12 protein-coding genes, 1 riboswitch and 1 other annotated feature are annotated in these 13,659 nt (G+C 44.3%); of the genes, 4 read left to right on the top strand and 8 right to left on the bottom strand.

What is annotated here, in order from left to right; translation table 11 throughout:
• Position 1: 1 nt before the first annotated feature.
• The 6 genes from hisH to tet(35) form a co-directional block, all read right to left on the bottom strand.
• Positions 2-616 (bottom strand): imidazole glycerol phosphate synthase subunit HisH, encoded by a 615-nt coding sequence (hisH, locus tag KIO97_RS09295; protein ID WP_017819522.1) that lies wholly within the window; start codon positions 614-616, stop codon positions 2-4.
• A gap of 26 nt (positions 617-642) precedes the next feature.
• Entirely contained in the window at positions 643-1,716 is a 1,074-nt protein-coding gene (gene hisB / locus KIO97_RS09290) for a bifunctional histidinol-phosphatase/imidazoleglycerol-phosphate dehydratase HisB (protein ID WP_285382131.1), read from the bottom strand.
• Positions 1,717-1,784: 68 nt separating this feature from the next.
• Positions 1,785-2,825: a histidinol-phosphate transaminase gene (gene hisC / locus KIO97_RS09285; RefSeq protein ID WP_285382129.1), complete on the bottom strand. Its 1,041-nt coding sequence runs from the start codon at positions 2,823-2,825 to the stop codon at positions 1,785-1,787.
• A 12-nt stretch (positions 2,826-2,837) separates the two neighbouring features.
• Positions 2,838-4,148: a histidinol dehydrogenase gene (gene hisD, locus KIO97_RS09280; RefSeq protein WP_081234134.1), complete on the bottom strand. Its 1,311-nt coding sequence runs from the start codon at positions 4,146-4,148 to the stop codon at positions 2,838-2,840.
• 5 nt (positions 4,149-4,153) lie between these two features.
• On the bottom strand, positions 4,154-5,050 hold the full coding sequence (hisG, locus tag KIO97_RS09275) for an ATP phosphoribosyltransferase (RefSeq protein WP_005427525.1): 897 nt from the start codon (positions 5,048-5,050) through the stop codon (positions 4,154-4,156).
• Positions 5,051-5,104: 54 nt separating this feature from the next.
• Positions 5,105-5,243, bottom strand: a sequence feature (His leader region).
• A gap of 180 nt (positions 5,244-5,423) precedes the next feature.
• The gene (tet(35), locus tag KIO97_RS09270) at positions 5,424-7,025 is read right to left on the bottom strand and encodes a tetracycline efflux Na+/H+ antiporter family transporter Tet(35) (protein ID WP_010646127.1); all 1,602 of its coding nucleotides are present in this window, start codon (positions 7,023-7,025) and stop codon (positions 5,424-5,426) included.
• 109 nt (positions 7,026-7,134) lie between these two features.
• A riboswitch (Lysine riboswitch) is annotated at positions 7,135-7,315 on the bottom strand.
• Between the two features lie 601 nt (positions 7,316-7,916).
• Here tet(35) and KIO97_RS09265 point away from each other — a divergent pair.
• Positions 7,917-8,324, top strand: a complete 408-nt coding sequence (locus KIO97_RS09265; protein WP_005427520.1) for an H-NS family nucleoid-associated regulatory protein — start codon at positions 7,917-7,919, stop codon at positions 8,322-8,324.
• A gap of 128 nt (positions 8,325-8,452) precedes the next feature.
• Here KIO97_RS09265 and KIO97_RS09260 read toward each other — a convergent pair whose 3' ends face one another.
• Both KIO97_RS09260 and KIO97_RS09255 read right to left on the bottom strand, forming a co-directional pair.
• On the bottom strand, positions 8,453-9,757 hold the full coding sequence (locus KIO97_RS09260) for an inosine/guanosine kinase (RefSeq protein ID WP_005427518.1): 1,305 nt from the start codon (positions 9,755-9,757) through the stop codon (positions 8,453-8,455).
• A gap of 116 nt (positions 9,758-9,873) precedes the next feature.
• On the bottom strand, positions 9,874-10,143 hold the full coding sequence (locus KIO97_RS09255) for a hypothetical protein (protein ID WP_285382126.1): 270 nt from the start codon (positions 10,141-10,143) through the stop codon (positions 9,874-9,876).
• A gap of 190 nt (positions 10,144-10,333) precedes the next feature.
• On the opposite strand from KIO97_RS09255, the gene mnmA reads away from it, so the two are divergent.
• The 3 genes from mnmA (at position 10,334) to purB (ending at position 13,610) form a co-directional block, all read left to right on the top strand.
• Positions 10,334-11,458, top strand: a complete 1,125-nt coding sequence (mnmA, locus tag KIO97_RS09250) for a tRNA 2-thiouridine(34) synthase MnmA (RefSeq protein WP_005427513.1) — start codon at positions 10,334-10,336, stop codon at positions 11,456-11,458.
• A gap of 10 nt (positions 11,459-11,468) precedes the next feature.
• Positions 11,469-12,086, top strand: coding sequence for a high frequency lysogenization protein HflD (gene hflD, locus KIO97_RS09245; RefSeq protein WP_005427511.1), 618 nt, complete (start codon positions 11,469-11,471; stop codon positions 12,084-12,086).
• A 153-nt stretch (positions 12,087-12,239) separates the two neighbouring features.
• Positions 12,240-13,610, top strand: coding sequence for an adenylosuccinate lyase (gene purB / locus KIO97_RS09240; protein WP_005378198.1), 1,371 nt, complete (start codon positions 12,240-12,242; stop codon positions 13,608-13,610).
• Positions 13,611-13,659 lie beyond the last annotated feature (49 nt).

The following is a 13,659-nucleotide window of genomic DNA, read 5'->3' as shown; positions in this document are numbered from 1 at the left end:
TTTATAATTCTAAGAAGTTTTGAATAAGCTTCGCGCCCGCTTTTGAAGAACGCTCAGGGTGGAATTGCACACCGTAGTAGTTACCGCTTTGTACTGCTGCTGTGAACGGGTTGCCGTATTCACACTCAGCAATCGTGTACTCCCCGACAGGCATTGCAAAGCTGTGTACAAAGTAGAAGTACTCACCTTCTTCAATGCCTTTGAACAATGGGTTACCTGCTTTTGCAGACACTGTGTTCCACCCCATATGCGGCAGCGGTAAATCGCCGGTTTGTAGCAACTTCACTTCGCCATCACAAAGTCCAAGACACTCGACTAACTCGTCGGCTTTCTGGCCTTTTTCTTGAGACACTTTGCCCAACAGTTGCATGCCTAAACAGATACCTAGCAATGGCTTTTCTACCTGTTTTACCAAGCTGATAAGATCGCGTTCTTCTAGGTTCTTCATCGCTTCACTGGCGGTTCCCACGCCCGGTAGAAATAGCTTGTCAGCTGCCAATACAACTTGTGGATCTTTTGAAATCGTTACGTCATAGCCTAGGCGTTCAATGGCAAACTTCACCGAAGAGACGTTGGCACAGCCAGTATCGATAATGACAACTTTCTGTTCTGTCACTGTTTTTCTCCTTGCTAACGTGAGCCTTAAAGCACGCCTTTACTACTTGGTAGCTCAGTGCCTTCTACTTTGATTGCTTGGCGTAAAGTACGACCAAACGCTTTAAATAGGCTCTCAATGATGTGGTGATCATTGTTGCCCGCAGAAGAAAGGTGCAGCGTACACGCTAGGGTGTCAGTCAGAGAGCGGAAGAAGTGAACCACCATCTCTGTTGAAAGGTCACCCACTTGCTCACGGCTGAATTGCGCGTCGAACTTAAGGTAAGGACGACCAGATAGGTCCAGTGCACATTGTGCCAAGCACTCATCCATTGGCAGGCTGAAGCCAAAGCGACCAATACCACGTTTGTCACCCAGTGCTTCTTTCAACGCCTGACCCAAAGCAAGAGCGGTATCTTCTACCGTGTGGTGATCATCAATGTGCAGGTCACCTTCTACTTTGCACACCATCTGGAATCCACCGTGCGTCGCGATTTGATCCAACATGTGGTCAAAAAAGCCAAGACCAGTAGAGATGTCATTGCCGCCTTGTTCATCAAGGTTAACTACAACTTTGATGTCTGTTTCTTTCGTGGTGCGAACCACTTCAGCAACACGTGCCTTCACCGTGAGATCTTTTAGGATCTGTTTCCAACCCATGGCTTCTGGGTTGTATTGAATGCCACGAATTGCCATGTTTTCTGCAAGTTGAAGATCAGTTTGACGATCGCCAATCACAACAGAGTTTTGGAAATCCACTTTGCCACCTTGAAGGTACTCTTTTACCAAGCCCAATTTAGGCTTACGGCAAGAGCAGTTATCTTCATCAAAGTGAGGACAAATCAGCACATCATCGAACTTCACACCTTGAGATTCAAAGATCTCCATCATCATGTTGTGTGGAGCATCAAAGTCTGCTTGTGGATAGCTGTCGGTACCCAAACCATCTTGGTTAGTTACCATCACTAGGCGGTATCCTGCATCCTGCAACGACAACAAGCTTGGGATAACAAATGGCTCTAGCTTTAGTTTGTCTAAACGGTCGACTTGAAAATCAACTGGCGGCTCAACAATTAAGGTGCCATCACGGTCGATAAAAAGGATTTTTTGTTGTTTGCTCACTCGAACTTCCTTATTGCTATTCTTTTGGCGCTCCCGCTATTGAGCAAGAGCGATAAATTTTTCTCTACTTATGCGTAGTAGTTTCTAATAAATCCAAGTGTTTTTTCGCACTCGTCACGGTTACCCACACTGATACGTACGCAGTTCTCAATTGGCGAGTTACGTAAAATAATCCCCGTCTCCCAAGCGGCTTTGAAAAGCCCATCGCCATCTGGGAATTTCACCAATAGGTAGTTCCCCCACCCTTCAAACACTTCCAACCCCGGAATCATTGAAAGACCAACTTGCAAGTAGGCACGGTTTGCATTCAGATCGAGAACTTGGAACTTCGCTCGTGCTAAGCCAGCTTCCGAAAGCGCCTGAGTCGCAATTTCTGCTACTGGCACCGGTACTGGGTACGGTGCGATAACTTTAAGAAGTACATTAATCAGCTCTTCGTTCGCAAGCGTAAATCCACAACGCAGACCAGCAAGCGCGAAAGCTTTCGACAGAGTACGCAGAATTGCGAGATTCGGGTATTGCGCCAGTAAATCTACCGTTGATGCTTCAGGGCAAAAATCAATGTACGCTTCATCCATCACCACGATTGCACGGTCTTTTGTCATCTCAAGCAGAGAGACAATATCTTCGCGCTTAACTAAGTTACCCGTTGGGTTGTTTGGCGAACATACAAAAACCAGTTTCACGTTATCCAGATTAGCTTCGACACCTGCAAGGTCTAGTTGCCAATCTGACGTTAGTGGCACGGTTTTACGCTCTACACCGATGGTTTCTGCGCTGATGGCATACATACCGTAAGTTGGTGGACAGTAAAGAATCTCATCTTCACCCGGCTCACAGAATGCACGAATCAGTAGTTCAATACCTTCATCTGCACCGCGAGAAGTCAGCGTTTGTTCTGGCTTTACACCCGCATAGGCTGCATAAGCGGAAATCAATTCTTTCGGCTGACATTCGCTGTAACGATTAAGACGAGCGAAGTCCGTTTTGTATTCATTATTGAATGGCGATTCGTTGGCATTTAGCCATACGTCACCGGTACCACCAATTCGGCGAGCCGATAAATAAGGGGTAAGTTGTTGGACTTGTTTACGCGCTAGCTTTTCCATCTCATTGTCCTCTTACTTCGCTGCCAGTTTTTCTACGCGGGTCAATTTTTCAGTACGAATAGTCACTGCACGTTTGTGCGCATCCAGACCTTCCGCTTCAGCCATAGTGACCACCGTTGGTGCAAGGTTCTTCAGACCATCAGCAGACAGTTCTTGAACCGTCATACGCTTAGAGAAATCCGCCAAACCTAAGCTTGAATAAGTACGCGTGTAACCGTAAGTAGGAAGAACGTGGTTAGTACCCGATGCGTAGTCACCTGCTGATTCAGGCGACCAATCACCAAGGAAAATAGAACCTGCGTTGTCTAATAGAGGCAGAAGTTCGCGTGGATTCTTAGTCTGAACAATTAAGTGCTCAGGACCGTAGTAGTTCGAGATGGAAACCGATTGAGTCAGAGACTCGGCGATAATAATCAAGCTTGAAGCTAATGCTTGCTCGGCAATATCCGCACGCGACAGTTCTTTAAGTTGGCGTTGAACCGCGTCCGTCACTTGATCCGCAATCACAGGTGAAGGTGTCACAAGTACCACTTGAGAGTCAGGGCCGTGCTCCGCTTGGCTTAGAAGATCTGCAGCAATGAAATCAGGGTCTGCGGTTTCATCGGCAATCACTAACACTTCTGATGGACCTGCTGGCATATCAATCGCTGCGCCACGGAAATCATTACTTACCTGACGTTTTGCTTCTGTCACGTAAGCGTTACCTGGACCAAAGATCTTATCAACTTTAGATACGGTTTCTGTTCCGTAAGCCATCGCTGCGACGGCTTGACCACCGCCAACGTTGTACACTTCATCAATACCACACAGTTTTGCTACATAAAGGATCTCGTCAGCAATTGGCGGTGGAGAACAAAGCACCACTTTACGACAGCCTGCAATTTTTGCAGGAACACCAAGCATCAAAACAGTCGATGGTAATGGCGCACTGCCACCGGGAATGTACAAACCCACTTTTTGAATTGGGCGCGTTACTTGCTCACAAAGTACACCCGGTTGAGTTTCTACTTTGATTGGCTGTGGCTTTTGCGCTTTGTGAAACTTAGTGATGTTTTCATACGCTTGCTCTAATGCGCTTTTCATCTTTTCAGAAAGACGCGCTGACGCTTCATCGATTTCTTGAGCGGAAACACGGATGGATTCCGGTTTCACACGGTCAAACTTCTCCGTCAGTTCCAATAGTGCAGCATCGCCTTCTTTGCGAACTTTTGCGATTACTTCAGAAACCGCGGCAGTGATATTCGCACCTTCAGTAATTGCAGGACGTTCTAGGATTGAGTCTTGCTGCGTTTCACTTAGCGATTGCCATACGACTGTTCTCATTGCGATTACTCCATCATTTTCTCAATTGGTAGTACTAGAATTGAGCTCGCACCCAGTTCTTTAAGTTGTTCCATGGTTTCCCAGAACAGGTTTTCAGTACTTACCAAATGAACCGCAACTTTTTGCTTGTCGGCAGACAGAGGTAACACAGTCGGATCTTCCGCACCAGGCAGTAGTGCTTTGATTTGGTCTAGCTTCTCAGCTGGTGCATGTAGCATGATGTACTTAGACTCTTTCGCTTGCTGTACGCCTTGCATACGAGTTAACAGCTTTTCGATTAGCGCTACTTTATCTGCATCAAATTCACCAGTGCGTTGGATGAGTGTCGCTTTTGATTTGAAGATAATTTCAGCTTCTTTAAGACCGTTCGCCTCTAGCGTTGCACCTGTAGAAACCAAGTCAGCGATTGCATCAGCAAGGCCCGCGCGAGGGGCAACTTCTACAGAGCCTGTAAGCATACATGTTGAGAAAGGAACGCCCGCTTCATCCATGTAAGCTTTTAACAGTTGTGGGTATGTCGTAGCGATACGTTTGCCAGCGAGGTCTTGAGGGCCGTTGTACTCTTCGTCTTTGTCGATTGCGATAGATAAACGGCAGCCACCGAAATCAAGACGACGAAGTTGAACAAATTCATACGGTTCACCCAAAGCTTTACGATCTAGACGAACTTCTTCCAGTTCATTTTCACCGATAAAGCCAAGGTCTACAACGCCATCCATAATTAGACCAGGAATATCGTCGTCACGAACCAAAAGTAAATCAATTGGCATATTTTCAGAATGAACCACTAGGCGCTCACCCATCACGTTGAATTTCACGCCGCATTTTTTAAGTAGAGCTTGGCTCTCTTTGCTAAGACGACCTTTTTTCTGAATTGCAATTCTTAAGCGTTGTGTTTGCATTGCTTTATCCCTGTGCCAGATTCGGTAATTTGAATATTTTTATAAACCAGTAAAACTAAAAAACCCTCGAGAGATTTTGGTCTCCCGAGGGTTTGAAATCTGTTTTCACTTTGATCTTCACCTCCGGGAGTTTCCTATCTCCCGGGTATGCGTGCATCTCCCGAAAGACTAAATTGGGTGATGATGGTGATGAATGTTCATTACAAAATTACGCATACTTATTTCAAGGCTCTTCTCATTTGCTTTGTTAGTAACCACACTAACTAAGCTGATTACTTTTTTCAACCCTTAATTTTAAAAAAAATCGAATTGTATAATACAAATAAAAAAGGAGGCCGAAGCCTCCTATAAATTTACTTTTTAATTCAGTGAATTACGCACTCTGACAAGATGCCATTTTTGACTTTGAAAGCCATGACAAAATCGCGCAAACGATAACGAATGTAATCGACGCTGCGATGAAAGAGAACGCAATTGAAGCTGTCATACCAAGAGCAATAAAGCCCACGCATGAAACAAGCGCGACTGATAATGCATAAGGTAACTGTGTTGATACGTGATCGATGTGGTTACAGCGTGCACCTGTTGACGACAGAATCGTTGTATCTGAAATTGGTGAACAGTGGTCACCAAATACTGCACCAGCTAGAACCGCACTTAGCATTGGTAGCATTAGTGCCACGTCTGTTGCGCCAGCCATGTCACCCGCGATTGGAAGCATGATACCGAACGTACCCCATGACGTACCTGTAGAGAACGCCATTAGGCCAGACAGCAAGAACAGGATAACTGGTAGCCAATGTGGGTTGATGTTGCCTTGCGCCATTGTAGATAGGTAAGAACCCGTCTTCATGTCACCGATAACTGAACCAATAGTCCAAGCGAAAACAAGGATAAGGATTGCACCAAACATTGACTTAGCACCAATCCAAAGCGTGCGTGCAATCTCAACCATTGGTAGACCTTGCTTAATAACAGTGAACAACGCAACTGCTAGACCAAGTAAACTACCGTAGATTAGAGAAGTACCAACATCCGTGTTTTCAAACGCACCCAACAGCGCAAATTCTTTACCATCTGCTGCTAGCGCTTGACCACCGGTGTAAAGCATTGAAGCAATAGTCGCCACAATAAGCGTTACGATAGGAAGAATTAGGTCAGAAACCTTACCCTTCTCGCTTTCACGAATATCTAGCTCTTCGTTTAGGTCGTGTGCTTCTTGTGAGTCGTTCTCTTTATCTTTATCAAAACCACGGCCTTGAGACGCTGCGATTTCATGTTCACGCATCTTACCGATATCTAGACCAAACCACGCCACTGCAAATACCATTAGTAGAGCAAATACTGCGTAGAAGTTCATAGGAATAAGACGAACGTAAGCACCAAGAGCAGAGTACTCAGTGATGCCGTGCGACACCAAGATACCACCGATGATGGTAATGATGTACGCACCCCAACTAGAAGCTGGCATGATCACACACATTGGTGCAGCGGTTGAGTCAAGGATGTACGCAAGCTTGGCGCGAGAGACGTAGAAACGGTCTGTCACTGGGCGAGAGATCGCACCAACGGCAAGACTATTAAAGTAATCGTCGACAAAAATGAATACGCCAAGGAAGGCTGCAAGAAGTTTAGAGCCGCGTTTACTTTTTACTCGTGTTTGCGCCCATTCAGCGAAAGCGCGAGTACCACCAGAAAGTGTTAACAGTGCTGTTGTCATACCTAAAAGGATTAGGAAGCCAACAATGCTCATGTTCCAAGTATTAATACCACCGTCTTCAATAAAGACAGAAGAAACTTGAGAGCTAACATAACCTACCGTGTTACCGATAGACCAATCGTTAAGTAGCACCGCACCCAGTACGATACCAACACCAAGAGAAACTAAAACACGTCGAGTTAGAATCGCCAGCGTCAGTGCGACAATAGGCGGTAATAACGAAACAGGAGAATGTGCAAAATCTATTAAATTCATGATCTTCAAAAACCAAAGTTTGGCTAGAGATCTACTGCAGACAAGTCACGTAGCATACGGTACGTGCTCATGTTGAACTTAGCGACAGGGAAGCGAACACTCCACCCAACCCTACAGTAGCGCTCCATAGTTTAATGTAAATATACTATGGCAGTGTTGTTCCTTTCAGAGACAACCCCAGCAAGTGGCTTCGATAGGCCACCTACTTCGGCAATCCTCGCCTTCCACTATTATTCATTGGCATCACCCCAATAATAGCTACTCTTCGAGACTGCACCTCTACGGCAATAACAAACATTTAACTGTCAATTGTACAAATTAACAACAATTTGTCTGCAATATTGCATCAGGTGACAGCCATTGTACTCATGAGGCCTACCAATGCAACACATCAAACTAAATTAAATGAATAAATAATCGCACTTTCGATTTATAAATGGAATGTGATCAAATCATACATTACGCAACTGCAATCACTTCTATGTTGTCGTTTATGAAACTTTATTACTACTATTAAATTCGTCATAGTTTTACGTGTAACAATAAATGAAAGAAATATGACGACAACAACATTCACAATCTCACCCTTCTCTGTCAGAAAAAGAGAAATTAAATTCAAGCGATAAATAAACATGAAGGTGATCGAGAAAAAGATGGTATCTATAAAGAGAAAAGTGTTGGAAATGACTAATTAGATTTCAAATTGATTAATTAATATTGTTTCCTCCCCAAAAAACTAAAGAAATTTAATCTAAATCATGAATTAGCATTTGCACATATGAGAAAGATAAAGTTAAATATAAGGACACTAATTTTTAAATCTAGATTCGCATTTTATTTATCGTCTCGATAAGCAATGTAGAAACTTTTAACCTATTAATAGGAATCGTTATGTCTGAGCTGACTAAAACACTTCTAAATATCCGTAGCCTCCGTGCATTTTCTCGTGAGCTAACTCTAGAGCAATTGGAAGAAGCTCTAGATAAACTAACTATCGTTGTTGAAGAGCGTAAAGAAGCAGAAGAAGCAGACCGCGCAGCACAAGCTGAGCAAGAAGCGAAACTAGCAGCTATCGCAGAAAAAATCGCTCAAGACGGTATCGACGTTGAAGCGCTAATTAGTGCACTTGCTGGTGAAACAAAAACTAAAGCAAAATCTAAGCGTGCTCCTCGCCCTGCTAAGTACAAATATACTGATACTAACGGCGAAGAAAAAACTTGGACTGGCCAAGGTCGTACACCTTCTGCAATCCAAGAGCAACTTGATGCAGGCAAATCTCTAGACGATTTCCTAATCTAATAATAGATTTATGAAATTTAAAAAGGTTCCCTAGTGGAACCTTTTTATTTATAAATAGATACAAAAATGGCGCATTCAAAATGCGCCATTTTTCGTATGTGATAGGTTGGCTAATTCAACATAATAAATTAACGTTCCCAGTATGCTTCTTCCAAGCTATCTTCACGCTCAGGAAGGCCACGAGATAAACGTGGAGAATGCTGTACTAGCACCTCATAACTCGCACGGTTTGCATATTTACAAACTTGAGAGAATGAAGAGTAAGTTAAATACTCATTATTGTGCTTGCTTGAGTTAGGCACATTTTCTTTGTGGTATTTATTTGCAGCCATATCGTGAAGAACCGCAGACAATGCTGCATCACCTGCACCATTGGTGTTCTTAATCTTTTCAGGACCACCCATGTAAGGCGAGATGTGCGAATATATTTTAATTGCGTTTTCGCATGAATCTTTCTTCGCTGGTCGGCTAAATTCGTAACGGTTGAATTCCGCAATAGAGCCAGGAAGCAAAGGTAATGACGTTTCACGCTTAGCGCTGTCTTCAGTGTAACCTGCCATAAATAGACCAACAGGGCCTGCTGTACAAAGCACTAGGTCAGCCCATTCAAGCGTTTTATCTGAAGCAGCTAATGGGTCAGATTCACCCGTTAACGCTTCTGCTTCATCTTCGTTCATTGCTACAACAGATACGTTGTCGCGAATAAACTCTTGCCAGAATGTTGGATCGTCTTGAATAACAAATTTAGTACCTAGTGTTAATACCACTGGTACATCGTGTTTCTTAGCGTATTCAATCGCGCGCATGGTTGCTTCAGGCATTGGATCGCCTTCTTTACAACGAACTAGGTACGCAGTAAGAACCAGAGCAGATGCACTCTTGAAGATTTTCTCAGGGATATTGTCTGGGTGAAGTTGGTTCATTTGGCCTTCGCTGATTGCGAAAGTACGTTCACCATCTTCAGTAATAAGAGCGAAACAACGACCAATTGCACCATCAACGCCTTGTAGGTAGTTCAGGTCCATACGGCTAGATGTGTTACATAGGTAACGGTAACCGTAGCTGCCGATTTTGATATCTTGGCTCATTACACCTAAAAGCGTCGAACGGTCATCTGCCAATACTGAGTAGTTATGTAGCGTATTACCGATCGTACCACCTGCATACTCGTTAGTAATTAGGCAGTCTTCTTTTAATTGTTGGTAAAGCGCTTCAGCTGTCGCATCATCGATTACCAATGAGTGTCCTTTACTCAAACCGTACTTTTCAATCACTTCCGTTGTCACTTTCGCTTCAATATCAACCAGCGTTTGATCAATGCCGATGATATGAGTGCGCGTCATCTTCTTGCTTTCTTGTGCTTGGCTCACTAATGGGTCGCGAGCATGAACAGGAAAATAGTGCTTGGATTTGCGTTGTCCAGGAAATTTCATATTGTTAGTCTGAGTAAGGGATGAAAAGGAGAACGGATTCTATACCGCTGACAATAAAGCAGCAATAAAAGCGAGTATAGCAAACGTTTGCACCCTACTTTTTATTTTCTAACGCTCTATTCGCCTTCCATGAAACCTAAATCTGGCAGCTGTTCGAGGTGTTCGGTATAGCGTTTTAGATTGAACTCACCACCATTTTTCATTACGTCAAAAATCTCAATCGACATTGCACAAGCCATCATTGCAACGGCATCTTCACGTGACGTACCTGTCATCATTAGTCGCATTAAGGTTTCTTTTACTTTTATTGGGTTGCCATCTTCGAGCTGGTTTTCAACAATTTCAATCAACTCAGCTTCTTGCATAAATTGGTTTTCTTCGGTCATTTGATATTTCCTCTTGGATTTTTGCCAACTATGCCATATATAACCCTTCTATACTTATCGAATTCTCACACACGGTTTGTTTTCGGTGAAATTTACATCAAAATCGAAGTGTGATTTCGATCTCGGATCTGTCCCCGGTCAGTGGATTCTGGTAGAATCTGCGTCCCGTTAATTTTAGTGGTGTTTAGTAATGTCTGATAACAGCCAAAAGAAAGTCATCGTCGGTATGTCCGGCGGCGTTGATTCATCTGTTTCTGCGTATCTTCTAAAGCAACAAGGCTACCAAGTAGAAGGCTTGTTCATGAAGAACTGGGAAGAAGATGACAACGAAGAATATTGTACAGCAGCAGAAGATCTTGCTGATGCTCAGGCAGTATGTGACAAGCTAGGCATTCACCTACACACCATCAACTTTGCTGCTGAATACTGGGATAACGTATTTGAGTACTTCCTTGCTGAATACAAAGCAGGCCGTACACCAAACCCAGACATTCTTTGTAACAAAGAAATCAAGTTCAAAGCATTCCTAGAATTCGCTGATGAAGTGCTTGACGCTGATTACATTGCAATGGGTCACTACGTGCGTCGCTCTTTCCCAGAGAACGGTGAAAAGCCACAGATGCTACGTGGCCTAGACAGCAACAAAGATCAAAGCTACTTCCTGTACACATTAAGCAACGAGCAAATTGCACGTAGCCTATTCCCTGTCGGTGATTTAGAGAAGCCAGAAGTACGCCGCATCGCAGAAGAGCAAGATCTGATCACGGCGAAGAAGAAAGACTCTACGGGTATTTGTTTCATCGGTGAACGTAAGTTTACGGAATTCCTAGGTCGCTACCTTCCAGCTCAACCAGGCAACATCGAAACGCCTGAAGGCGAAGTGATTGGTCAACACCAAGGCTTGATGTACCACACATTAGGTCAGCGTAAAGGTCTGCACATCGGCGGCCGCAAAGGTGGCGGTGGTAACGAAGACCCATGGTTCGTTGGTGAGAAAGACCTAGAGCGTAACGTTTTGATTGCCGTTCAAGGTAAAGACCACCCAATGCTTAAATCAGAAGGTCTACTTGCATCACAACTTCACTGGGTAGATCGTGAGCCAATTCGCGATGTTATGAAGTGCACAGTGAAAACTCGTTACCGTCAGGAAGATATTCCTTGTACAATCATCCCTATCGATGATGAAAACATTAAAGTGATCTTTGACGAACCACAAATTGCTGTCACACCAGGTCAATCAGCTGTGTTCTACAAAGATGACGTGTGCCTAGGTGGCGGCATCATCGAGCAACGCATTAAATATTCTCAAGCTTAGGAGTCGTTACGTGGCGAATACACTTTATGACCGTACTATCGCTTTTGCAGGTATCTGCCAAGCTGTTGCTCTAGTTCAACAGGTAGCGAGAGACGGACATTGTGATCAAGATGCCTTTGAAACGTCAATTAACGCCATTTTGAATACTAGCCCAGCGAACACCATTGGTGTTTTCGGTCGCGAAGCCGACCTTAAGCTGGGTCTTGAATGCTTGGTGAAAGGGATTGATAGCACCCCATCGGGAAGTGAAGTCACTCGCTACATCATCAGCCTAATGGCATTAGAGCGCAAGCTATCGGGTCGTAACGATGCAATGTCACAACTTGGTGATCGCATCCAAATGGCTCAGCGTCAAACGGAACATTTTGAATTGCTAGATGATCAAATGATCAGCAACCTAGCAAGCATTTACTTGGATGTAGTCAGCCCTATTGGTCCTCGTATTCAAGTAACTGGTACTCCATCGGTACTGCAACAAACCTCTAACCAGCACAAAGTTCGTGCGCTGTTGTTATCGGGTATTCGTAGTGCAGTACTTTGGCGTCAAGTTGGCGGTAAACGTCGCCACCTAATCTTCGGACGCAAAAAGATGGTAGAGCAAGCGCAAATCCTTCTTGCTCGAATGTAATAAGGTATCTAGTAAGCAGCTCGCGTTTATCGCGAGCTCATTTTTTTAGACCAAAACAAATCTCGCGCAAACGTTTGCGCAATATTCGTGACAATTGCCACAGTTATTGGTATAAAGCTCACGAAATTTAGAAACCCAATTCAGGAGAACATCATGGAACTGTCAGCATTGACTGCTGTTTCACCAGTAGACGGCCGTTACGGAAGCAAGACAATTGCGTTACGCGAAATTTTCAGTGAATACGGTCTACTAAAGTACCGTACTATCGTTGAAATCCGCTGGCTACAAAAGCTTGCTGCTACTGCTGAAATTGCAGAAGTGCCAGCGTTTAGCGCAGAAGCAAACCAATTCCTAGACGACCTTGCTGCAAACTTCTCTGAAGAAGATGCACGCCGTATCAAAGAGATCGAGCGTACAACTAACCACGACGTTAAAGCGGTTGAGTACTTCCTAAAAGAGAAAGTAGCAGACGTTCCTGAACTGCACGCAGTAAACGAGTTCTTCCACTTTGCATGTACTTCTGAAGACATCAACAACACTTCACACGCTCTTATGCTTAAAGAAGCGCGTGAGAACGTGATTCTTCCAGAAATCCGTAACCTAATCGACGCTATCAAAGCACTAGCAGTGGAATACCGCGATATTCCTCTACTATCTCGTACACACGGTCAGCCTGCTTCTCCATCTACTATGGGTAAAGAAATGGCAAACGTGGCGTACCGTATGGAGCGTCAATTCAAGCAAATCGAAAACGTTGAGATCCTAGCGAAAATCAACGGTGCAGTAGGTAACTACAACGCACACCTTTCTGCTTACCCAGAGCTAGATTGGCACAAGTTCTCTGAAGAGTTCATCACTGAGTCTCTAGGCGTTACTTGGAACCCATACACAACTCAGATCGAACCACACGATTACATCGCTGAGCTGTTCGACGCTATCGCTCGTTTCAACACTATCCTGATTGACTTCGACCGTGACGTTTGGGGTTACATTGCACTAGGCCACTTCAAGCAAAAAACTATTGCTGGTGAGATCGGTTCTTCAACCATGCCTCACAAAGTTAACCCAATCGACTTTGAAAACTCAGAAGGTAACCTAGGCCTTGCGAACGCTGTATTCGGCCACCTAGCACAGAAACTGCCTATCTCTCGTTGGCAGCGTGACCTAACTGACTCAACAGTTCTACGTAACCTTGGTGTTGGTGTTGGCTACGCAATCATCGCTTACACTTCTACGCTTAAAGGCATCAGCAAGCTAGAAGTAAACCGCGAAGCACTTCTTGCTGAACTAGATAAGAACTGGGAAGTACTAGCAGAGCCAGTACAAACAGTAATGCGTCGTTACGGCATCGAGAAGCCATACGAGAAGCTAAAAGAGCTAACTCGTGGTAAGCGTGTAGACGGTGAAGCAATGCGTAACTTCATCGACGGTCTTGAGCTTCCTGAGCACGAGAAAGCACGTCTGAAAGAGATGACGCCAGCGAACTACATCGGTCAAGCTATCGAGCTGACAGATAAGCTGTAAGAGAATCGAGAATCGAGAATCGAGAATCGAGAATCGAGAATCGAGAATC

Origin of the sequence: Vibrio sp. B181a, from assembly GCF_030248375.1 — a bacterium.
Taxonomy (GTDB): domain Bacteria; phylum Pseudomonadota; class Gammaproteobacteria; order Enterobacterales; family Vibrionaceae; genus Vibrio; species Vibrio campbellii.
Note: the sequence above shows the minus strand (reverse complement) of the source record. Positions and strands in the feature narration are given on the sequence as shown.